The organism is Stutzerimonas sp. KH-1 (assembly GCF_054483855.1).
Genome location: NZ_CM137011.1, coordinates 132,037 through 152,386, shown reverse-complemented (window position 1 = coordinate 152,386; position 20,350 = coordinate 132,037). Strand labels below are relative to the sequence as shown.

The following is a 20,350-nucleotide window of genomic DNA, read 5'->3' as shown; positions in this document are numbered from 1 at the left end:
CTCAGACCTCGACGTCGACCCAGAGGCCCTGCCGTGGAAGCTCTTCCAAACCGGCCTGATCCTGCTCGTCGGTCTCGCCCTTCGCCAGCTCTTCCGGGGTGTAACCGCGGCGTTGCCGGCGCCTTTGCTCGTCGCGCAGCATTTCCGCGCTCTCCTGCGGATGCCGACGATCGAGGGTGACGGCGCTTTCGCCGGAGCTTGGCTGCACCGGCGTCACCGGCGCCACCTCGGGGCGCGGTTTGACCGCGTCCTGCTGGGCACTGACCGGGAATACGCCGCTTGGAATGGGTGGCAGCATGTTTGAGCCCTCTTTGCCGATGAGTCGGCGCAACACCGGCCAACTTTAGCAGGACCGCTACACTTGATGCGTCGAGCAGTCGCCATCGGCCGTCGCTCTCGTGGCGACGTTCCGTTACCATAGCCGGCTTTTTCACAGCGGGAGGCAGCATGGCGCAGCAGTATCTACCGGGGCAACGCTGGATCAGCGACAGCGAGGCGGAACTCGGCCTCGGAACCATCCTCACCCAGGATGGGCGGATGCTCACCGTGCTCTACCCGGCCACCGGCGAAACCCGCCAGTATGCGACGCGCAGCGCGCCACTGACCCGCGTACGCTTCGTCCCGGGTGACGAGATCACCCACTTCGAAGGCTGGAAGATGACCGTGCGCGAGGTCGACGATGTCGACGGCCTGCTGGTCTACCACGGCCTGACCGCGCAGAACGAAGCCCGTACCCTGCCGGAAACCCAGCTGTCGAACTTCATTCAGTTCCGCCTGGCCAGCGACCGCCTGTTCGCCGGACAGATCGACCCACTGGCCTGGTTCAGCCTGCGCTACCACACCCTGCAGCATCAGAGCGCCCAGTTGCAGTCCTCGCTGTGGGGCCTCGGTGGCGTGCGGGCGCAACCCATCGCGCACCAGCTGCACATCGCCAAGGAAGTCGCCGACCGCATCGCCCCGCGCGTGCTGCTGGCCGACGAAGTGGGTCTGGGCAAGACCATCGAGGCCGGCCTGATCATCCATCGCCAGCTGCTCTCCGGCCGCGCCAGCCGGGTGCTGATCCTGGTACCGGAGAACCTGCAGCATCAGTGGCTGGTGGAGATGCGCCGCCGCTTCAACCTGGAAGTCGCGCTGTTCGATGCCGAGCGCTTCATCGAGAGCGATGCCAGCAACCCCTTCGAAGACACCCAACTGGCGCTGGTCTCGCTGGAGTGGCTGAAGGAAGACGAGCGCGCCCAGGACGCCGCCTTCGCCGCCGGCTGGGACCTGCTGGTGGTGGACGAGGCGCACCATCTGGTCTGGCATCCGGAAGGCGCCAGCGCCGAATACAGGCTGGTAGAACAGCTGGCCGAGGTGATTCCCGGCGTGCTGCTGCTCACCGCGACCCCGGAACAGCTCGGCCTGGACAGCCACTTCGCACGTCTGCGCCTGCTCGATCCGAATCGTTTCCATGACCTCGATGCCTTCCGCGCCGAGAGCTCCAGCTATCAGCCAGTGGCCGAAGCCGTGCAGGAACTGCTCGACGAGGGTCGTCTCTCGCAGCAGGCACACCAGACCATTCATGCGTTTCTTGGTGCCGAAGGCGAAGCCCTGCTCGCCGCCGCCACCGATGGCGATATCGAGGCCAGCAGCCGGCTGATCCGCGAGTTGCTCGACCGTCACGGCACCGGCCGCCTGTTGTTCCGCAACACCCGCGCCGCGGTACAGGGCTTTCCCGAGCGCCAGCTGCACCCCTATCCGCTGCCCTGCCCGGCCGAATACATGGAACTGCCGCTGGGCGAGCACGCCGAGCTGTATCCGGAAGTCGCCTTCCAGAGCCAGCAGGAACCAGCCGACGAGCAGAACCGCTGGTGGCAGTTCGACCCGCGCGTGGAATGGCTGATCGACACCCTGAAAATGCTGAAGAAGTACAAGGTGCTGGTCATCTGCGCCCACGCCGAGACCGCGCTGGATCTGGAGGACGCGCTGCGCGTGCGCTCCGGCATCCCGGCCACGGTATTCCACGAAGGCATGAGCATCCTCGAACGCGACCGCGCCGCGGCCTACTTCGCCGACGAGGAGTTCGGCGCGCAGGTGCTGATTTGCTCGGAAATCGGCAGCGAAGGCCGCAACTTCCAGTTCAGCCACCATTTGGTGCTGTTCGATCTACCTGCGCATCCGGACCTGCTCGAGCAGCGCATCGGCCGCCTCGACCGTATCGGCCAGCAGCACACCATCCAGCTGCACGTGCCGTACCTGGAGACCAGCCCGCAGGAGCGCCTGTTCCAGTGGTATCACCAGGCCCTGAATGCCTTCCTCAACACCTGCCCGACCGGCAACGCACTGCAGCACCGCTTTGGTCAGCGGCTGCTGGCGCAGCTGGAAGAAGGTGACGACGACGCTTATCAACTGCTGATCGACGAAGCCCGCGCCGAGCGCGAACGCCTGGAAGCCGAGCTGCATGCCGGCCGTGACCGCCTGCTGGAGCTCAATTCCGGCGGCGGCGAACAAGGCAAGGCGCTGGTCGAAGCCATCGAGGAGCAGGACGACCAGTTCGCCCTGCCAATCTATATGGAGCAGCTGTTCGATGCGTTCGGCATCGACAGTGAAGACCACTCGGAAAATGCCCTGGTGCTGCGCCCCAGCGAAAAGATGCTGGACGCCAGCTTCCCGCTGGGCGACGACGAGGCCGTGACCATCACCTACGACCGCGAGCAGGCGCTGGCCCGCGAGGACATGCAATTCCTCACCTGGGAACATCCCATGGTGCAGGGCGGCATGGACCTGGTGCTGTCCGGTTCCATGGGCAACACCGCGGTGGCGCTGATCAAGAACAAGGCGCTCAAGCCGGGTACCGTGCTGCTCGAACTGTTGTTCGCCAGCGAGGTGGTGGCGCCGCGCGCCCTGCAGCTGAGCCGCTTCCTGCCGCCGCTGGCGCTGCGCTGCCTGCTCGACGGCAACGGCAACGACCTGGCGGCCAAGGTGGCCTTCGACACGCTCAACGATCAGCTGGAAAGCGTGCCACGCGCCAGCGCCAACAAGTTCGTCCAGGCCCAGCGCGACGTGCTGGCCACGCAGATCGCCGCCGCCGAGGCCAAGATCAAGCCGCGCCATGTCGAACGCGTCGCCGAAGCCCAGCGCAAGCTCAAGGCCGGGCTGGACGAAGAGCTTGCCCGACTGGTGGCCCTGCAGGCCGTCAACCCGAGCGTGCGTGACAGCGAAATCGAAGCGCTGCGCCAGCAACGCGAGGACGGTCTGGCGGCACTGGAAAAGGCCGCCCTGCGCCTGGAAGCGATACGCGTACTGGTTGCCGGATAAGCTGGCGCGTTCCGGCCCTGACCGGCGGGCTGAGGCCCGCCCCCAGGGCCACGTGCGAAGCTAACCGCGCTCCGCCCGGGCGATGCACCAGTAGGCAGCCATTCGGGTGACCAGCGCCTTCGGCCCCTCGGCGTAGAGCCGCCGGCCAAGGCGCAGCGCTCGTTGCTGCAGCTGCTCGCGGCGCTGCTGGATACAACGCTGCAACTGCTCTCGAGTCTCCAGCGCGCCGAACAGATCGGGCTCGCGCTCCATCAGCTGCGCCATCATCGCCAGGTCATGGTCATCGCCCAGGGCATCGGCGACCTGCTTGAGCTGATCGGCGCGGCTTTCCAGCGCGTCCGGCCAGCACGGCGAAAGCAGCTGGCAGTGATACCAATGATCCTTCACCCGCTTGCGCCACTCGTGCAGCAGCTCGTCCGAAGCATCCCGTTCCGCCCGCGCCAGATCCCGCACGCCGTCGCTGTAGGTGCGGCGCAACCCGTTGGCGAGCAGCCCGAAGCCCTTGCCCGACAGCTTCCAGTGCTGCATTTCCTGGGTCAGCGCACGCAGCTCACCCAGCACTTCGGCCAGCTCCGCGTCGAAATCCGCATGCACCTCGCCATCCGGCGCGGCGCGCTGCTGCAGTTGCAGGCGAATCTGGCGGAACGCGTCGCTGACGAACAGTGGCTGGTTGGCCCGTGCCAGGGCGTCCCAGCTTTCCAGCATCGCCGCGGCATCGCGGGACTCGGCCAGGCGCCGCCCCACGTCGCGCAGCCGCCGGTTGTCGAGCTTGAAACGTGCACCGAGCGGCTCGCGTACCAGCCGCAACAGGGCTCGCAGTTCCTTGAAGCGCTTGCGCGCCTGATGCACCCCTTCCGCGCGCTCATCCGCCTCGACCGTAAGCGCCTGGATCGCCTTGTCGATGCGCTGCAGGGCGGCCTTGCGCACTTCCTTGGCGGCGTTGCGAGTAGGTCGGATGCGATAGGCCATCGAATTGCTCTCCGTGAAGACGCTCCGCTTGAGCACCGTTAATGGGACCCGCAGCCTGCACCCGACGTTGACCCGTCAGTGTGAAGTTTTGTGTCAGCGAATGACGTTGCGGCCCGGCTCAACCGTAGCGCTTGCGCGCCTCGATGGCCAACCCGCTGCCGATGCTGCCGAAGCGGTTGCCCTCGACATGGCGCGCCCGCGGCAGCAACCCGGCGACGCTGTCGCGCAACGCGGGAATGGCGCTGGAACCGCCGGTGAAGAACACCGTGTCGACCTCCTCGGCACGCACCCCGGCATCGGCCAGCAGCTGCTTGATGCTGGCACCGATGCGTTCGAGCAGCGCGGCGATGGCGCTCTCGAAGCCCTGCCGGCTCAGCTCGACCCGCAGATCCGGCTCGATGCGCTGAAAATCGATGGCGAAGCGCTGCTGCTCGGTGAGCTCGATCTTGCCCTGCTCCACCTGCATCGCCAGCCAGTGCCCGGCGCGCTGTTCGATCAGGCGGAACAAGCGGTCGATACCGGTGGGATCGACGATGTCGTAGCGCATGCTCTGCAGCGCGCGCTGCGACGCTGGCGCGTAGACCGCATTGATGGTGTGCCAGGTGGCGAGGTTGAGGTGGGTGCTGGTGGGCATCGGCGCATCGCTCTTCATCCGGCTGCCATAGCCGAACAGCGGCATCACCCCGTGCAGGCTGAGCTGCTTGTCGAAGTCGGTGCCGCCGATATGCACGCCACCTGTCGCGAGGATATCCGCCTGCCGGTCGTCCACCGCGCGGCGCTCGGGCGCCAGACGCACCAGCGAGAAGTCGGAGGTACCGCCGCCGATATCCACGATCAGCACACGCTCCTCGCGTTCGATGCGCGACTCGTAGTCGAACGCCGCGGCGATCGGCTCGTACTGGAACGACACCTCCTTGAAGCCGATCTTGCGGGCGGCAGCGGCGAGAGTCTCCGATGCCTCGCGGTCCGCCTGCGGGTCGTCGTCGACAAAGAACACCGGCCGCCCCAGCACGACTTCCTCGAATGGCCGGCCGGCGGCCGTCTCGGCCCGCTGCTTGAGGGTGCCGAGGAACAGGCCAAGGATCTCCTTGAACGGCATGGCGCTACCGAGCACGGTGGTTTCGCTCTTCAGCAGCTTGGAGCCGAGCAGGCTCTTGAGCGAGCGCATCAGCCGGCCTTCGTAGCCTTCGAGGTATTCGTCCAGCGCCTGGCGACCGTAGACCGGGCGGCGCTCTTCGAGGTTGAAGAACACCACCGAGGGCAGCGTCGGCTGATCACCCTCGAGGGCGATCAGCGGATCAGCATCCGGCCGCCACCAGCCGACCGTGGAGTTGGAGGTGCCGAAATCGATGCCGCAGGCGCGGGCGGGTGAAGCATTGAGCATGGCGTGGTCCGCGGGTACAGAAAAAACGGCCGCGCAGTGTAAAGGAGGTGGTCCGCCGTTGCAGGCCTATCGTCGGTCAACCCCTCGCCGGCTTTGTCCAGATGAAAAAAATGCCCGGCCATTGCTGGTCCGGGCACAAACCCCATGACGCAACGTGTATCAGGCAGGTACCGCCTCCGCGCCGGGCGCTGCGGCGGTCATCCCCGCCGTCATGCGTTTGGCATCGGCACAGAAGGTCCGCGAGGCCTGGAACAGGAATACCATGGTCAGCAGCAGCGACGCAGGAATCAGGTACATCGCCCCGTGCAGCCCTTCGGCACGGAAGGCCTCGGCCATCTCGCTGGCGCCTGCCGCAAGCATTGCCGCCTCGGCGAAGTGGTCCGAAAGCAGCCCCACCACCACCGTACCCATGCCGCCACCGAGCAGGTACAGACCGGCGAAGAACAGCGCCATGGCCGTGGCCCGCAGGCGCGGTTCGACGACGTCCTGGATCGCGGTGTAGACGCAGGTATAGAAGTTGTAGGAGAACAGCCAGCCGATGCTGAACACCGCAACGAACACGCCCACGTCGATCCGCCCGGCGAGCAACGCGTAGCCGGTCGCGAGCGTGGCGATCAGCATGCTCACCGCGGCGAACACCAGCCGGCCACGGGCAAAGCGTTGATGGATGCGGTCAGCGACCCAGCCGCCCAGGGTCAGCCCGATCAAACCGGTCAGGCCGACGATCAAGCCGGTGGCGACCGAGGCGTTGACCAAAGAGACCCCGTGGTAACGCATCAGCAGCGGCACCATGAAGGCGTTGCAAGCGTAGGTGGCGAAGTTGAACGCCAACCCGGCCAGCACCAGCCACCAGAAGGTACGAATGGCCAGGACTTTGCGCACCGGCTGCTGCACCGGCTCCTGCGGGACCTTGACGGTCTCCGCCGCACCGCGCTTAGGCTCGTGGATCAGGAAGATGAAGAGCGCCAGCACCAGCCCCGGCACCGCGGCGATGAAGAAGGGCGCACGCCAACTGCCGAAGAACTCGACCATGGAGCCGATGGTGAAGAATGCCAACAGCAGTCCCAGCGGCAGCCCCAGCATGAAGATGCCCATGGCCCGTGCCCGCTTGTGTGCCGGGAATAGATCGCCGATCAGCGAGTTGGCGGCCGGCGCGTAGCTGGCCTCGCCAATGCCGATGCCCATACGCACCAGCAGGAAGCTCCAGAAATTCCAGGCCAGCCCGTTGATCGCCGTCAGGCCGCTCCAGGCGGTGAGCCCCCAGCCCATGATCTTGCGCCGCGAACCGAGGTCGGCCATGCGCCCGAGCGGCAGCCCGGCAATGGCATAGACGATGGTGAAGGCGGTGCCGATCAGTCCGAGCTGGAAGTCGTTGAGGCTCCATTCCAGCCGGATCGGCTCGGCGATGATCGCCGGGATGGTGCGATCGAAGAAATTGAACAGATTCGCCAGAAACAGCAGAAACAGCACGCGCCAGGCGTTGGAAGCTTGGGTGGAAGGCTGCATGACGTCGGTCTCGATTGTTCTTATATTCCGGCCGCAGACCAGCCGGGACTCGACGATGACTCTAGAGTCTGTACCTGATCCTGTCTCCGAACATCAGCCTCGCTTATGCCGCGCGATGTTCAGCGGGCACGCCAATCGGCCAGCCATCCCAGACTGGCCTCGCTGCCCTGCTCGCCCGGCTTGTATTCCGCGCCCAGCCAGCCCTGGTAGCCGCTGGTCTGCAATGCCTGCAGCGCACCCGCAAAGTCCACTTCGCCGCTGCCCGGGGCGCCGCGCCCGGGGCTATCGGCGAACTGTACGTGACCGATACGCCCGGCCAGCTGGGTGATGCACCCCGGCAGGTCCAGTCCCTGGCGGGCCATGTGGTAGAAGTCCAGCTGCGCCATGCAGTTGGGGTGGTCAACCCGCTCCAGCAACGTCGCCAGATCCGCCGCGCTGTTGACCAGAAAGCCCGGCATGTCGAGCGGGTTGATCGCCTCGCAGAGCACGCGGATGCCGAGCATGTCGAAGGCATCGGCGGTCTTCCACAGGTTGTGCTCCAACGTCTCCAGCGCCAGTTCGCGCTCAACGCCCTCCGCCAGTCGGCCCGGCAGCACGTTGACACACGCCGGGCGCACCATCAGTGCGTAGGTCAGCGCCTCCTGCAAGGCATTGTCGAAGGCTTCCTGCCGCTCCGGCACGGCCGCCAACCCGGGACCGCCCTGCATCAGATCGCCGGCCGGCAGGTTGATCAGCACCAGTGGCAGGCCGGCGCGCTCGAGCTGCTCGCGCAACTGGATGGCCGGCACTTCATAGGGAAACTGGATTTCCACGCCATCGAAGCCGGCGACACGGGCGGCGAGGATGCGCTCGGCCAGGGGCAGCTCGGTGAACAGCAGCGAGAGGTTGGCGGCGATCTTCACTGATCGCCCCCCCGGTACATCTCGACCAGCGTTGCCGGATCACGCTCCAGGTTGCCCTGGCTGCCGTGCAGACGCATCAGTTGCGCGGCCAAACCGCTCAAGGGGGTCGCCGAACCCTGCTCACGGGACAGTTTCACTGCGGTGTCGAGATCCTTGAGCAAGGTGCGCACGTGCCATTTCACCGGCTCGAACTCACTCGCAGCCATCTGCGGGGCAAGAATCTGCAACGGTCTGGAGTCAGCGAAACCGCCCGCCAGTGCCGGCGCCAGCAGGCTGGCATCGACCCCGGCGCGCTCGGCCAGTGCCACCACCTCGGCGATCACCAGGGCGTTACAGGCGACGATCATCTGGTTGCAGACCTTGGTCACCTGCCCGGCACCCACCTCACCCATATGGGTCAGACGCTGGCCCAGGTTCATAAGGATCGGCCGTACCCGTTCGACGTCCTCGGCGCGCCCGCCGGCCATGATCGCCAGCGTGCCGGTTTCCGCGCCGGCGGTGCCACCGGAGACCGGCGCATCGACCCAGCGCATGCCACTGCGGAATTCCAGCTCGGCGGCCATATCACGGGTCGCAGTGGGCTCCAGGCTGGAATGGTCGACCAGCAGCTTGCCGGCCTTGCCGCCCTCGGCGATGCCCCCCTTGCCGAACAGCACCTCGCGCACGGCGGCGGTATCGGCCAGGCACAGCAGCACGATGTCGGCCTCGGCACAGAGCTCGGCGGGGGTCGCGACGGCCCTGGCGCCAAGTTCGATCAGCGGCTGGCACTTGTCGGGCGAGCGGTTCCAGACGACCAGCTGATAACCTGCGGCGAGCAGGCGGCGACACATCGGCAGGCCCATCAGACCGATACCGGCGAAGGCGAGAGTTGGCAGATCGGACATGGACGTCTCCTTGGCAAACAAGGCCCTGATTCTAGCGCCGCACCATCGCGAACGGCCATGTGATCCGCCTTCGCTTCACGCCGACGAGCCGTACATCGAGACGACCGACGAGCAAATCGCCAAGCCAACCGGAACGATCCGCCCTCGTGCGCCTCTGAAGGAAGCTCCGAGGCCCGGCCTCATCACGCCACTCAACCACGCGCCCTGCTGCGGCGCGCATTCGAACAGATCGCAGGAAGTACGCAATGGAATTAGTTCAGATCATCGTCCTGGCCATCGTGCAGGGGCTTACCGAGTTCTTGCCGGTTTCGAGCTCGGCTCATCTGATCCTCTTCCCACACCTCGTGGGCTGGGACGACCAGGGACTGGCATTCGACGTGGCGGTGCACCTCGGCACGCTCGCCGCCGTGGTCTGGTATTTCCGCCAGGAGGTGTTCGGCATGACCCGCGACTGGTTTACCTCGCTCGGACGCCGCGAGCGCGTCGGCGACAGTCGGCTCGCCTGGGCGGTGATTCTCGGCACGATTCCGGTGGGCATCGCCGGTCTGCTGTTCAAGGGCTTCATCGAAGTGCACATGCGCTCACCGCTGGTGATCGCCTGGGCCACCATCGGCTTTGGCATATTGCTGTGGTGGGCGGATGTGGTCAGCCGGCGCACCGCGCAACCGCGCGACGAGCACAGCCTCTCCTGGAAGGACATTCTGCTGATCGGCTGTGCCCAGGCACTGGCGCTGATTCCCGGTACCTCGCGCTCGGGTGTGACCATGACCGCCGGCCTGCTGCTCGGCTTGTCGCGCTCGGGCGCGGCGCGCTTCTCTTTTCTGCTGTCGATTCCGGTGATCGTGCTCGCCAGTGCGCTGAGCACACTGGATCTGGTCGAAGGCGGCGCGCCCGTGGATTGGCCGGCGATGGGGCTGGGCGTGGTGCTGTCGGCGGTGAGCGCCTATCTGTGCATCCACCTCTTCCTCAAGCTGCTGGAGCGTGTCGGCATGCTGCCATTCGTGATCTACCGACTGATACTTGGTGTCGTGCTGCTGTTGCTGTTCAGCGCTGTCTGAGCAGCCCGCCGCGAATGCCCTGCCGCAGTGATCCGCGGCAGGGAGGTCGAGGTTCGGCCTCAGGTCTGGGGCAGGTCGATAAGCAGTGGCCCGAGCAGAACCACGGCCAGACGCGCCTCGACCAGCATCTTCTCGCCAAGCGGTGCATTGCGCGGGGGCACGGTGTCTGGCGAGCTAGCCTCTATCCGTGCAACCTCCCTGAAGGAATGACCATCCGCCCAGACCATCGTCGTTTTCCGCCGCTTACCGCCTTTCACATTCGTATCCCTTGCCCTGCGCGGGTGGCACTTTGCTGATATTCGGCCACTACAGATTCCTTAGGTATGGCCGCTGAAAAAAGTTCGCCGAGCGAGCCGATTTCCTTGCCTGGCGCCGCGCCAAGGCACGGATGGCGCTTTCCCTTGCTGCGATGTGCCGCAGAGGCTCTATAATCCGCGCGCTTTTTCCGCTATTGAACCGGAGAACCCTCAATGCTGAAGCGCTCCCTGGCAGCCGTTGCCGGCCTTGCCCTGTCCCTGTCTATTACGACCACCCATGCCGCTGAAACCCTTCGGGTTTCCGCCATCCCCGACGAAGCACCGACCGAGCTGATCCGCAAGTTCAAGCCGCTGGGCGAGTATCTGGAACAGCAACTGGGCATGCCGGTGAAATTCACCCCGGTGTCGGATTACGCCGCCGTCGTCGAATCCCTGGCCTCCGATCGCCTCGACCTCGCCTGGCTCGGCGGTTTCACCTTCGTCCAGACCCGCCTGAAGACCGGCGATGCGATCCCGCTGGTGCAGCGCGAGCAGGACGAGCAGTTCACCAGCAAGTTCATCACCGCCGACCCAGAGGTCAAATCGCTGGCCGACCTGAAGGGCAAGACCTTCGCGTTCGGCTCGGTGTCCTCCACCTCCGGCAGCCTGATGCCGCGCTACTTCATGCTCAAGGATGGCATCGAGCCGGAGAAGCACTTCAAGCGCATCGCCTACTCCGGTGCCCATGACGCCACCGCCGCCTGGGTCGAAGCTGGCAAGGCCGACGCCGGCGTGCTCAACGCCTCGGTCTGGGACAAGCTCGTTGCGGCCGGCAAGGTCGATACCGATAAGGTCCGGGTGATCTCCACCACCCCGCCCTACTACGACTACAACTGGACGGTACGCGGAAACCTCGATCCGGCGCTGGTCGAAAAGATCAAGGCAGCCTTCCTCGCCCTCGACCCGGCCAACCCGGAGCACAAGGCGATCCTCGACCTGCAGGCCGCCTCGCGCTTCATCGAGACCAAGCCGGAAAACTACAAAGGCATCGAGGAGGCTGCGCGCGCGGCCGGCCTGCTGAAGTGACGCCACGTTCGCGTCGCTCATGAACAACTTGCAAACCACCCAGACGCCGGACCATGCCGCAGCGCACGGCCCGGCGCTGAGGCTTGCCGGTGTCGATCACACGCATGCTGGTGGCCAGCTGGCGCTGCGGGGCATCGACCTGGCGGTCGCACCCGGCGAGCGCGTCGCCATCATCGGCCCGTCTGGCGCCGGCAAGACCACCCTGCTGCGTCTGCTGGCCACGGCGCTCACGCCCGACAGCGGCGAAGTCGAGCTGCTCGGGCAGCGTCCCTGGTCGCTCTCCGCCGGGGCTCGCCAGCGCCTGCGCACGCGCATCGGCCTGATCCACCAGGCGCCGCCGCTGCCACCTCGGCAACGCGTCATCACCGCGGTGCTGGCCGGTCGTCTCGGCCAGTGGTCGCTGGCGAAAAGCCTGCTCAGCCTGATCTACCCACTGGATCGCCAGGGCGCTGCAGACGCACTCGGTCGCCTGGACCTGGCGGACAAGCTGTACATGCGCTGCGATCAACTCTCCGGCGGTCAGCTGCAGCGCGTCGGTATCGCCCGTATGCTCTACCAGGGCGCGGATCTGATCCTCGCCGACGAACCCGTTTCGGCAATGGACCCGGTGCTGGCCAGCCACACGCTGGGCCTGCTCAACCGAGAGGCACAGCGGCGCAACGCCACCCTGCTGGCCAGCCTGCACGCGGTGGAGCTGGCGCTGGAGCACTTCCCGCGCATCATCGGTGTGCGGGACGGACGCATCCTGTTCGACAAACCGGCCACCGAAATCGGCCCGGGCGAACTGGCTGCGCTGTACGCCAACGAGCAGCTCGAACACACGCCGGCATCGGCACCAGCGCCGCGCGTGCAGCTGAAGATTCCACGATGCTGAACCCCGCGCTCGTTCGCCATGACCCTGCCGCCACCTCCCGCCTGCTGCTGACGCTGCTGGCCGTGGCGCTGCTCTGGCCGGGCCTGCGGTTGAGCGAGCTGGACATTGGCGTGCTGTTCGACGGCAGCAACGCCGACACCATGGGCAGCTTCGTTTCGGCCTTCTGGCCGCCGGAACATGGCGGAGACTTCCTTGCCCTGCTCTGGCAGGCGACGCTGGAAACCCTGGCCATTGCCACCGCCGGCATGACCCTCGCGCTGGCCATCGCCATTCCCTGCGCCCTTCTCGCGACTCGCGCGCTGTCGCTCTCGGCACTCAGCCGAGGCGGCCGTCCGGCCTGGTGGACGCACGCCCTGCGCTGGCCGGTGCGCGGATTGCTGATCGTGCTGCGCAGCATCCCGGAAATCGTCTGGGCGCTGCTGTTCGTCCGCGCCGTCGGCCTCGGCCCAACGGCCGGCGTGCTGGCCATCGCCATCACCTACGCTGGCATGCTCGGCAAGGTCTACGCGGAGATCTTCGAATCGGTCGACCCGCTACCGGCCCGCGCGCTGCTCGGCGGCGGCGCATCGCGGCTGCAGGCGTTTTTCTACGGCGTGCTGCCGCAGGCCACCGGAGAGATGCTGTCCTACAGCGTCTACCGCTGGGAATGCGCGATTCGTGCATCGGTGGTGATGGGCTTCGTCGGCGCCGGCGGCCTGGGTCAGCAGATGGATCTGTCGATGCGCATGTTCGCTGGCGGCGAGGTGGCCAGCATGCTGTTGACCTTCCTCGCCCTGGTGCTGCTGGCGGACCTGCTCAGCCGGCTGCTGCGCTGGAGGTTCGCATGAGGGTGCTGTCGCGCCTGCTCATCCCGCTGGGTCTGCTCGGTGCCGTGGTGGCAGCATTCGCCTTCCTGCAACTGGACAGCGCCGCGCTGCTCAGCCGCGACGGCCTGACCCAGATGGCTGCCTACGCGTCAGGCTTCATGACCCCGGATCTATCGGCCAGTCATCTGCGGGCGATCGCTCACGGCACGCTGGAAACCCTGGCCATGTCGGCCATCGGCACCCTGCTCGCGGCAATTCTTGGCCTGTTGCTGGCGCTACCGGCCGCGGGGCGCTTCGGCTTGGTTGCGCAAGCTGCATCGCGGCTGTTGCTCAATGCGCTGCGGGCGATTCCGGAACTGGTGTGGGCGGCGCTGATGGTGCTCGCCGCTGGCCTAGGACCTAACGCCGGCACCCTGGCGCTGGCGCTGCACACGGCCGGAGTGTTGGGGCGGCTGTTCGCCGAGGCGCTGGAGAACACCCCGCCGCCCCCCGCCGACGCCCTGCGCCTGGCCGGTAGCGGCCGGATCACCGCGTTCTGCTACGGCACCCTGCCGACACTATGGCCGCAGCTGGTTGCCTACACGCTATATCGCTGGGAAAACAATATCCGCATGGCCAGTGTGCTCGGCTTCGTCGGCGCCGGTGGCCTCGGCCAGATGCTCTACATGAGTCTCAGCCTGTTCCAGGAAGCCCAGGCCTCGACGGTGATCCTCGCCATGCTGGCGATGGTGCTGGCGGTGGACAGCCTGAGCGCCTGGGCGCGGCAGCGCTGGGTGAGAGGCTGAGGGCGGCGTCAGCGTCACGCCCGCCCCGTTTCAGTGCAGCGCCGGCTTGGCTACGCGCTCCTGCACCAGCACCCAGGGTGCGACGACCACGGCCCAGAGGTCAGGATCGCGCTCCAGCCAGTCTTGCGCCTGCTCAGCAGGCATCTTCGTCAACTGCCCACTGGTCAGCCAGGCGGCCACCTTGGTCTGATCGTCTTCGGCTACTGCCACCGCCACCTCGACCAGATCGGCCTCGCCGGCCACCTGCAGCAACGCGCCGCGGGCAAAGAAGGGTTGCAGTTCCTGCCAGGTGATCGCTGCGGTTTCGCCCAGCAGCTTGGCATAAAGAGTGCTTGCGTCGTCGGCCATGGGACTCGTCCGTAACGAAAAGGGCGCCATGATACCCGCGCCCCAATTCCCATCAAACGGTTGAATCTGCCGGCTGTGCAAACGGAGGAGACACTTCTACACTGTGCCGGTACAGTTGCCGGAGCGTTTCGGGATGTTCGCCTCTTAACGGCTCTCCGGCCCGCAGGATTCAAACAATAACGATGCAAGTGGAGCACTTATGAAGACCAAGCAGCGTCTTTCGAAAATTTTCCTGGCAATGGCACTGACCGGCGCAGCCAGCTACAGCCTGGCCGCCGATACCATCCGCATCGGATTGGCAGGGCCGGTAACCGGGCCGGTGGCGCAGTACGGGGACATGCAGTTCATCGGGGCCGAAATGGCCATCGAGCAGATCAACAAGGCCGGCGGGGTGAACGGTCAGCAACTCGAGGGCGTGCGCTACGACGACGCCTGCGATCCGAAGCAGGCCGTGGCGGTAGCCAACAAGATCGTCAACGACGAAGTGCAGTTCGTCGTCGGCCACCTCTGCTCCAGCTCCACTCAGCCGGCATCCGACATCTATGAGGATGAAGGCATCCTGATGATCACCGCGGCGTCCACCAGCCCGGACATCACCTCCCGCGGTTACGAGCTGATCTTCCGCACCATCGGCCTGGACAGCCTGCAGGGTCCGACCGCCGGCAACTTCATCGCCGACCACGTCAAACCGAAGAACGTCGCGGTCATCCACGACAAGCAGCAGTACGGCGAAGGCATCGCCACTGCCGTCAAGCAGACCCTGGAAAGCAAGAACGTCAAGGTCGGCCTGTTCGAAGGCATCAATGCCGGCGACAAGGATTTCTCCTCGCTGATCGCCAAGCTCAAGCGCGAAGGCGTGGACTTCGTCTATTACGGCGGCTACCACCCGGAACTGGGTCTGCTGCTGCGCCAATCCAAGGAAAAGGGCCTGAATGTACGCTTCATGGGTCCGGAAGGCGTAGGCAACTCGGAAATCTCCGCCATCGCCGGCCCGGCCTCCGAAGGCATGTACGTGACGCTGCCGAAATCCTTCGACCAGGATCCGCGCAACAAGGAACTGGTCGAGGCCTTCAAGGCCAAGAAGCAGGATCCGAGCGGCCCGTTCGTGTTCCCGGCCTATGCCGCGGTTCAGGTCATCGCCGAAGGCATCGAGAAAGCGGGCAGCACCGACACCGACAAGGTCGCCGAAGCGCTGCGCAGCAACAGCTTCGATACCCCGACCGGCGTTCTGGAGTTCGACGAGAAAGGCGACCTGAAGAACTTCAACTTCGTCGTCTATGAATGGCACCAGGACGGCACCAAGACCGAAGCCAAGTAATTTCCATCAGCCTCGCAAAGCCCACACTCGCTTGTGGGCTTTGTTTTAGCGGGCGGCCCTGCCACAAGCACCGGGCCGTCTTGCCATACCTGTAATCCAGCGAGCGGCCTGAACAGCAGGCCCGCCTCGAACCGGCGCCGTGCGTGATCCGCAGGGGGCCGTACCGCAGTGGCGCCGCGCCAGGGTGGGCGGTGTGTTCGACGTGGGCAGCGCAGCCAGACCGGATGGAATTGCAGGGACTTCGGAGAGCAGTGATGCCTGAGCTTTACCACTACCTACAACAGCTGATCAACGGGCTGACCGTTGGCAGCACCTACGCGCTGATCGCCATCGGCTACACGATGGTGTACGGCATCATCGGCATGATCAACTTCGCCCACGGCGAGGTGTACATGATCGGCTCGTATGTCACGTTCATCGCCATTGTCGGCCTGTCGATGATGGGCCTGGACGCCCTGCCCATCCTGATGATCGGCGCCTTCGTCGCGGCCATGATCGTCACCAGCGCCTACGGCTACAGCATCGAACGGGTCGCCTATCGCCCGCTGCGCGGCAGTAATCGGCTGATCCCGCTGATCTCGGCGATCGGCATGTCGATCTTCCTGCAGAACGTCGTGCTGCTGGCCCAGGACTCCAAGGACAAGGCCATCCCCAACCTGATGCCGGGCAATCTGGTCTTCGGCGAAAGCACCATGAATGGCGTGGTGATCTCCTACATGCAGATCCTAATCTTCGTGGTCACCTTCGTCGCCATGTACGGCCTCACGCTGTTCATCTCCCGCTCGCGCCTGGGCCGTGCCTGCCGCGCCTGCGCCGAGGATCTGAAGATGGCCAACCTGCTGGGCATCAACACCAACGGCATCATCGCCCTGACTTTCGTCATCGGCGCAGCTCTGGCTGCCGTCGCGGCGGTGCTGATCAGCATGCAGTATGGCGTGATCAACCCGCACATCGGCTTCCTGGCCGGCATCAAGGCATTCACCGCCGCGGTTCTCGGCGGCATCGGCAGCATCCCCGGGGCCATGCTCGGTGGTCTTGTGCTCGGCGTGGCCGAAGCCTTCGGTGCCGACATCTTCGGTGATCAGTACAAGGATGTGGTGGCCTTCAGCCTGCTCGTGCTCGTGTTGCTGTTCCGCCCCACCGGCATCCTCGGCCGCCCGGAGGTCGAAAAGGTATGACCGGCAATCTTCGTACAGCCTTCTTCAGCGCCCTGCTGGTCATCGCCGTGGCGGTGCCGGTGTTCGGCCTGAAGCTCACCACCGTCGGCATCCGCGTCGAAGTGCATGGCGCCGAGGCGAGCACCTTCTGGATCATCGCCGCCTGTGCGGTGGCCATGTTCGTCTGGCAACTGTTCCGCACCCATCTGGCCGCCGGCTGGGCGGCCAGCCCGAGCCTGCCGAGCGTGCCAGCCGGTGCCGGTAGCTTCCTTACCCTGCCGTCGACCCAGCGCTGGATCATTCTGGGCCTGATCGTGCTCGCGCTGGCGTGGCCGTTCTATGGTTCGCGCGGCGCGGTGGATATCGCCACCCTGATCCTGATCTACGTGATGCTCGGCCTCGGCCTGAACATCGTCGTGGGATTGGCCGGTCTGCTCGACCTGGGTTATGTCGGTTTCTACGCCGTCGGCGCCTATACCTATGCGCTGCTCTCGCATTACTACGGGGTCGGTTTCTGGACCGCGCTGCCGATCGCCGGGGCGATGGCCGCACTGTTCGGCTTCCTGCTCGGCTTCCCGGTCCTGCGCCTGCGCGGTGACTACCTGGCTATCGTGACCCTCGGCTTCGGCGAGATCATCCGCATCCTGCTGCGCAACATGACCGATCTCACCGGCGGCCCGAACGGCATCAGCGGCATCGAAAAACCGACGCTGTTCGGCCTGTCCTTCGACCGTCGCGCCGCCGAGGGCATGCAGACGTTCCACGAATATTTCGGCATGGCCTACAACTCGGTGAACAAGGTGATCTTTCTCTACCTGATCGCCCTGCTGCTGGTACTGCTGACCCTGTTCGTGATCAACCGTCTGCTGCGCATGCCGATCGGCCGCGCCTGGGAAGCCCTGCGCGAAGACGAGATCGCCTGCCGCGCCCTGGGCATGAACCCCACCGTGATCAAGCTCTCGGCCTTCACCCTCGGTGCGACCTTCGCCGGCTTCGCCGGCAGCTTCTTCGCTGCACGCCAGGGACTGGTCTCGCCGGAGTCGTTCACCTTCATCGAGTCGGCGATCATTCTCGCCATCGTCGTGCTGGGCGGCATGGGCTCGCAGCTCGGGGTGATCCTCGCCGCCATCGTGATGATCCTGCTGCCTGAGCTGATGCGCGAATTCAGCGAATACCGCATGTTGATGTTCGGCGCCCTGATGGTGCTGATGATGATCTGGCGTCCGCAAGGCCTGCTGCCGATGCAACGCCCACACCTGGAGCTGAAGCAATGAGCCGCCCGATTCTAGAAGTACGCGGCCTGATGATGCGTTTTGGCGGCCTGCTGGCTGTCAACGAGGTGGGGCTGAAGGTACATGACAAGCAAGTGGTATCGATGATCGGCCCCAACGGTGCCGGCAAGACCACGGTGTTCAACTGCCTGACCGGCTTCTATCAGCCGACCGCAGGGGAAATTCTCCTCGACGGCACGCCGATCCACGGCCTGCCCGGCCACAAGATCGCCCGCCAGGGCGTAGTGCGCACCTTCCAGAACGTCCGCCTGTTCAAGGACATGACGGCGGTGGAAAACCTGCTGGTGGCGCAACACCGCCACCTGAACACCAACTTCCTCGCCGGTCTGCTGAAGACGCCGGCGTTCCGCCAGAGCGAACGCGAGGCCATGGAGTTCGCTGCACACTGGCTGGAACAGGTGAACCTCACCGACATCGCCAACCGCCCGGCGGGCACCCTCGCTTACGGCCAGCAGCGCCGCCTGGAGATCGCCCGCTGCATGATGACGCGCCCGCGCATCCTCATGCTCGACGAGCCGGCCGCCGGCCTGAACCCGAAGGAGACCGAGGACCTCAAGGCGCTGATCGCCATGCTGCGCGACGAGCACGGCGTCACCGTGCTGCTGATCGAGCACGACATGAAGCTGGTCATGAGCATTTCCGACCACATCTACGTGATCAACCAGGGCACCCCGCTGGCCAACGGTACGCCCGAGCAGGTCCGCAACAACCCGGACGTGATCAAAGCCTATCTGGGAGAGGCGTAAGCATGCTGACTTTCGAAAACGTCTCGACCTTCTACGGCAAGATCCAGGCCCTGCACGACATCAACGTGCAGGTCGAACAGGGCGAAATCGTCACCCTGATCGGCGCCAACGGTGCCGGCAAGTCGACCCTGCTGATGACCCTCTGCGGCTCGCCACAGGCGGCCAGCGGAAGCATCCGTTTCCAGGGGGAAGAGCTGGTCGGCCAGCAGACCTGCGACATCATGCGCAAGGCCATCGCCGTGGTGCCCGAGGGGCGGCGGATCTTTGCTCGTCTGACCGTTGAAGAGAACCTGTCCATGGGCGGTTTCTTCACCGGCAAGGCCGATTTCCAGGAGCAGCTGGACAAGGTGCTCGGCCTGTTTCCGCGGCTCAAGGAACGCTATCAGCAGCGCGGCGGCACCATGTCCGGTGGTGAACAGCAGATGCTCGCCATCGCCCGCGCGCTGATGAGCAAGCCCAAGCTGCTGCTGCTCGACGAGCCGTCGCTGGGACTGGCGCCGATCATCATCCAGCAGATCTTCGAGATCATCGAACAGCTGCGCGAGGATGGCGTGACGGTATTCCTGGTCGAGCAGAACGCCAACCAAGCGCTCAAGCTGGCTGATCGGGGCTATGTGCTGGAGAACGGCCACATCGTCATGCAGGGTAGCGGCGAGGATCTGCTGACCGATCCGAAGGTGCGCGACGCCTACCTGGGCGGCTGACACCGCAACCATGCTCGACGAACGAAGCCCTGCCAGCCGGCGGGGCTTTTTCGTTTTCAGCCATCCCCATCGCGTCGCCAGACGAACCCGGGCGCTGCGCGCGCAGTCGAACACCCGCTATTCTTCGTCGAACCGCCTCTTTCACCTCATGCCCGTCAAGGAGACCTCATGATGCGCCACTGCCTACTCGGCCTGCTCATGGCTGCCAGCGCTACCGCCAACGCCGCGGTACAAACCCAGGAACTCCCCTATACCGCTGCCGACGGCACCAAGATGATCGGCTATTACGCCTACGACGACGCCATCGAAGGCAAGCGCCCCGGCATCGTCGTGGTGCACGAATGGTGGGGCCTGAACGACTACGCCAAACAACGCGCCCGCGACCTCGCCGAACTCGGCTACAGCGCTCTGGCCATCGACATGTACGGTGAAGGCAAGAACACCGAGCACCCCAAGGACGCCATGAGCTTCATGCAGGCCGCACTGAAGGACGCCGATGCGGCCAAGGGCCGCTTCAATGCCGGGCTGGACCTGCTCAAGGAGCAGGCCCAGACGGACGCCGAAAAGCTCGGCGCGGTGGGCTACTGCTTCGGCGGCAAGGTGGTGCTGGACATGGCGCGCCAGGGCGTGCCGCTGGACGGCGTGGTCAGCTTCCATGGCGCGCTAGCCACCGAAACCCGCGCCGCGCCGGGCAGCGTCAAGGCGCGCGTGCTGGTTGAGCATGGTGCCGAAGACAGCATGATCAGCAGCGATGACATCGCCGCGCTGAACGTCGAGATGGTCAAGGCTGGCGCCGACTACCAGTTCGTCAGCCTGCCGGGGGCCAAGCACGGTTTCACCAACCCCGGTGCCGATGCCCATCAGAAGAACGGCCTCGACGTGGCCTATCAGAAAGCCGCGGACGAACGCTCCTGGCGCGACATGCAGCGCTTCTTCGAGGACACCTTCGGCAAGTCCAACCCCGCTCCGGCACAGTGACCTTCGATCCCTCACGCTCG

The 20,350-nt window shown here is 65.5% G+C and carries 19 protein-coding genes; 12 read left to right on the top strand and 7 right to left on the bottom strand.

Going from position 1 to position 20,350, the window contains the following annotated elements:
* Position 1 precedes the first annotated feature (1 nt).
* Positions 2 to 298, bottom strand: a complete 297-nt coding sequence (locus ACX1DW_RS00745; protein WP_110776248.1) for an aspartate-semialdehyde dehydrogenase — start codon at positions 296 to 298, stop codon at positions 2 to 4.
* Positions 299 to 447: 149 nt separating this feature from the next.
* On the opposite strand from ACX1DW_RS00745, the gene rapA reads away from it, so the two are divergent.
* On the top strand, positions 448 to 3,297 hold the full coding sequence (rapA, locus tag ACX1DW_RS00740) for an RNA polymerase-associated protein RapA (RefSeq protein ID WP_458992510.1): 2,850 nt from the start codon (positions 448 to 450) through the stop codon (positions 3,295 to 3,297).
* Positions 3,298 to 3,357: 60 nt separating this feature from the next.
* Here the strand turns inward: rapA and ACX1DW_RS00735 are convergent, their stop codons facing one another.
* The 5 genes from ACX1DW_RS00735 to ACX1DW_RS00715 all read right to left on the bottom strand — a co-directional run bounded on the left by ACX1DW_RS00735 (position 3,358) and on the right by ACX1DW_RS00715 (position 8,942).
* Positions 3,358 to 4,266, bottom strand: a complete 909-nt coding sequence (locus ACX1DW_RS00735; protein WP_049326176.1) for a CHAD domain-containing protein — start codon at positions 4,264 to 4,266, stop codon at positions 3,358 to 3,360.
* A gap of 118 nt (positions 4,267 to 4,384) precedes the next feature.
* Positions 4,385 to 5,650 (bottom strand): Hsp70 family protein, encoded by a 1,266-nt coding sequence (locus tag ACX1DW_RS00730; RefSeq protein WP_458992509.1) that lies wholly within the window; start codon positions 5,648 to 5,650, stop codon positions 4,385 to 4,387.
* Positions 5,651 to 5,809: 159 nt separating this feature from the next.
* Entirely contained in the window at positions 5,810 to 7,156 is a 1,347-nt protein-coding gene (locus tag ACX1DW_RS00725; protein WP_458992508.1) for a spinster family MFS transporter, read from the bottom strand.
* Between the two features lie 119 nt (positions 7,157 to 7,275).
* On the bottom strand, positions 7,276 to 8,058 hold the full coding sequence (locus ACX1DW_RS00720) for a hydroxypyruvate isomerase family protein (RefSeq protein ID WP_458992507.1): 783 nt from the start codon (positions 8,056 to 8,058) through the stop codon (positions 7,276 to 7,278).
* Positions 8,055 to 8,942 (bottom strand): NAD(P)-dependent oxidoreductase, encoded by an 888-nt coding sequence (locus ACX1DW_RS00715; RefSeq protein WP_458992506.1) that lies wholly within the window; start codon positions 8,940 to 8,942, stop codon positions 8,055 to 8,057. The genes ACX1DW_RS00720 and ACX1DW_RS00715 overlap by 4 nt, the downstream gene beginning before the upstream one ends.
* Before the next feature lie 245 nt (positions 8,943 to 9,187).
* Between ACX1DW_RS00715 and ACX1DW_RS00710 the strand changes: the two genes are divergently transcribed.
* The 5 genes from ACX1DW_RS00710 (at position 9,188) to phnE (ending at position 13,787) form a co-directional block, all read left to right on the top strand.
* The gene (locus ACX1DW_RS00710; RefSeq protein WP_102839908.1) at positions 9,188 to 10,000 is read left to right on the top strand and encodes an undecaprenyl-diphosphate phosphatase; all 813 of its coding nucleotides are present in this window, start codon (positions 9,188 to 9,190) and stop codon (positions 9,998 to 10,000) included.
* 470 nt (positions 10,001 to 10,470) lie between these two features.
* Positions 10,471 to 11,322: a putative selenate ABC transporter substrate-binding protein gene (locus ACX1DW_RS00705; protein WP_458992505.1), complete on the top strand. Its 852-nt coding sequence runs from the start codon at positions 10,471 to 10,473 to the stop codon at positions 11,320 to 11,322.
* Between the two features lie 19 nt (positions 11,323 to 11,341).
* Positions 11,342 to 12,196: a phosphonate ABC transporter ATP-binding protein gene (locus tag ACX1DW_RS00700; protein ID WP_458992504.1), complete on the top strand. Its 855-nt coding sequence runs from the start codon at positions 11,342 to 11,344 to the stop codon at positions 12,194 to 12,196.
* Positions 12,190 to 13,023: a PhnE/PtxC family ABC transporter permease gene (locus tag ACX1DW_RS00695; protein ID WP_133456447.1), complete on the top strand. Its 834-nt coding sequence runs from the start codon at positions 12,190 to 12,192 to the stop codon at positions 13,021 to 13,023. The genes ACX1DW_RS00700 and ACX1DW_RS00695 overlap by 7 nt, the downstream gene beginning before the upstream one ends.
* Positions 13,020 to 13,787 carry a phosphonate ABC transporter, permease protein PhnE gene (gene phnE, locus ACX1DW_RS00690; RefSeq protein ID WP_156244654.1) on the top strand — a complete coding sequence of 256 codons (768 nt, stop codon included), beginning with the start codon at positions 13,020 to 13,022 and terminating at the stop codon, positions 13,785 to 13,787. Before ACX1DW_RS00695 ends, phnE begins: the two co-directional genes overlap by 4 nt.
* Positions 13,788 to 13,817: 30 nt before the next feature.
* Here the strand turns inward: phnE and ACX1DW_RS00685 are convergent, their stop codons facing one another.
* Positions 13,818 to 14,135 (bottom strand): DUF2288 domain-containing protein, encoded by a 318-nt coding sequence (locus ACX1DW_RS00685; protein ID WP_125868173.1) that lies wholly within the window; start codon positions 14,133 to 14,135, stop codon positions 13,818 to 13,820.
* A gap of 199 nt (positions 14,136 to 14,334) precedes the next feature.
* Here ACX1DW_RS00685 and ACX1DW_RS00680 point away from each other — a divergent pair, with 199 nt between their 5' ends.
* From ACX1DW_RS00680 to ACX1DW_RS00655, 6 genes are all read left to right on the top strand, one after another.
* The gene (locus ACX1DW_RS00680) at positions 14,335 to 15,453 is read left to right on the top strand and encodes a branched-chain amino acid ABC transporter substrate-binding protein (protein WP_458992503.1); all 1,119 of its coding nucleotides are present in this window, start codon (positions 14,335 to 14,337) and stop codon (positions 15,451 to 15,453) included.
* A gap of 254 nt (positions 15,454 to 15,707) precedes the next feature.
* Complete coding sequence (livH, locus tag ACX1DW_RS00675) at positions 15,708 to 16,631, top strand: high-affinity branched-chain amino acid ABC transporter permease LivH (protein WP_102839898.1); 924 nt, start codon at positions 15,708 to 15,710, stop codon at positions 16,629 to 16,631.
* Positions 16,628 to 17,884, top strand: a complete 1,257-nt coding sequence (locus ACX1DW_RS00670) for a high-affinity branched-chain amino acid ABC transporter permease LivM (RefSeq protein WP_063542554.1) — start codon at positions 16,628 to 16,630, stop codon at positions 17,882 to 17,884. The genes livH and ACX1DW_RS00670 overlap by 4 nt, the downstream gene beginning before the upstream one ends.
* Positions 17,881 to 18,648 carry a high-affinity branched-chain amino acid ABC transporter ATP-binding protein LivG gene (gene livG / locus ACX1DW_RS00665; RefSeq protein ID WP_102839896.1) on the top strand — a complete coding sequence of 256 codons (768 nt, stop codon included), beginning with the start codon at positions 17,881 to 17,883 and terminating at the stop codon, positions 18,646 to 18,648. Before ACX1DW_RS00670 ends, livG begins: the two co-directional genes overlap by 4 nt.
* Before the next feature lie 2 nt (positions 18,649 to 18,650).
* Positions 18,651 to 19,352 (top strand): ABC transporter ATP-binding protein, encoded by a 702-nt coding sequence (locus ACX1DW_RS00660; RefSeq protein ID WP_102839895.1) that lies wholly within the window; start codon positions 18,651 to 18,653, stop codon positions 19,350 to 19,352.
* A gap of 171 nt (positions 19,353 to 19,523) precedes the next feature.
* Entirely contained in the window at positions 19,524 to 20,330 is an 807-nt protein-coding gene (locus ACX1DW_RS00655) for a dienelactone hydrolase family protein (RefSeq protein WP_152482091.1), read from the top strand.
* Positions 20,331 to 20,350: the final 20 nt, after the last annotated feature.

Excerpts from the sequence above, each read along its gene's own strand:
- livG (WP_102839896.1), top strand. The coding sequence starts at position 17,881 with ATGAGCCGCCCGATTCTAGAAGTACGCGGCCTGATGATGCGTTTTGGC.
- ACX1DW_RS00695 (WP_133456447.1), top strand. The coding sequence starts at position 12,190 with ATGCTGAACCCCGCGCTCGTTCGCCATGACCCTGCCGCCACCTCCCGC.
- ACX1DW_RS00745 (WP_110776248.1), bottom strand. The coding sequence starts at position 298 with ATGCTGCCACCCATTCCAAGCGGCGTATTCCCGGTCAGTGCCCAGCAG.
- ACX1DW_RS00660 (WP_102839895.1), top strand. The coding sequence starts at position 18,651 with ATGCTGACTTTCGAAAACGTCTCGACCTTCTACGGCAAGATCCAGGCC.
- rapA (WP_458992510.1), top strand. The coding sequence starts at position 448 with ATGGCGCAGCAGTATCTACCGGGGCAACGCTGGATCAGCGACAGCGAG.
- ACX1DW_RS00670 (WP_063542554.1), top strand. The coding sequence starts at position 16,628 with ATGACCGGCAATCTTCGTACAGCCTTCTTCAGCGCCCTGCTGGTCATC.
- ACX1DW_RS00735 (WP_049326176.1), bottom strand. The coding sequence starts at position 4,266 with ATGGCCTATCGCATCCGACCTACTCGCAACGCCGCCAAGGAAGTGCGC.
- ACX1DW_RS00680 (WP_458992503.1), top strand. The coding sequence starts at position 14,335 with ATGAAGACCAAGCAGCGTCTTTCGAAAATTTTCCTGGCAATGGCACTG.
- ACX1DW_RS00710 (WP_102839908.1), top strand. The coding sequence starts at position 9,188 with ATGGAATTAGTTCAGATCATCGTCCTGGCCATCGTGCAGGGGCTTACC.
- ACX1DW_RS00705 (WP_458992505.1), top strand. The coding sequence starts at position 10,471 with ATGCTGAAGCGCTCCCTGGCAGCCGTTGCCGGCCTTGCCCTGTCCCTG.
- ACX1DW_RS00700 (WP_458992504.1), top strand. The coding sequence starts at position 11,342 with ATGAACAACTTGCAAACCACCCAGACGCCGGACCATGCCGCAGCGCAC.
- ACX1DW_RS00685 (WP_125868173.1), bottom strand. The coding sequence starts at position 14,135 with ATGGCCGACGACGCAAGCACTCTTTATGCCAAGCTGCTGGGCGAAACC.
- livH (WP_102839898.1), top strand. The coding sequence starts at position 15,708 with ATGCCTGAGCTTTACCACTACCTACAACAGCTGATCAACGGGCTGACC.
- ACX1DW_RS00725 (WP_458992508.1), bottom strand. The coding sequence starts at position 7,156 with ATGCAGCCTTCCACCCAAGCTTCCAACGCCTGGCGCGTGCTGTTTCTG.
- phnE (WP_156244654.1), top strand. The coding sequence starts at position 13,020 with ATGAGGGTGCTGTCGCGCCTGCTCATCCCGCTGGGTCTGCTCGGTGCC.
- ACX1DW_RS00730 (WP_458992509.1), bottom strand. The coding sequence starts at position 5,650 with ATGCTCAATGCTTCACCCGCCCGCGCCTGCGGCATCGATTTCGGCACC.
- ACX1DW_RS00715 (WP_458992506.1), bottom strand. The coding sequence starts at position 8,942 with ATGTCCGATCTGCCAACTCTCGCCTTCGCCGGTATCGGTCTGATGGGC.
- ACX1DW_RS00655 (WP_152482091.1), top strand. The coding sequence starts at position 19,524 with ATGCGCCACTGCCTACTCGGCCTGCTCATGGCTGCCAGCGCTACCGCC.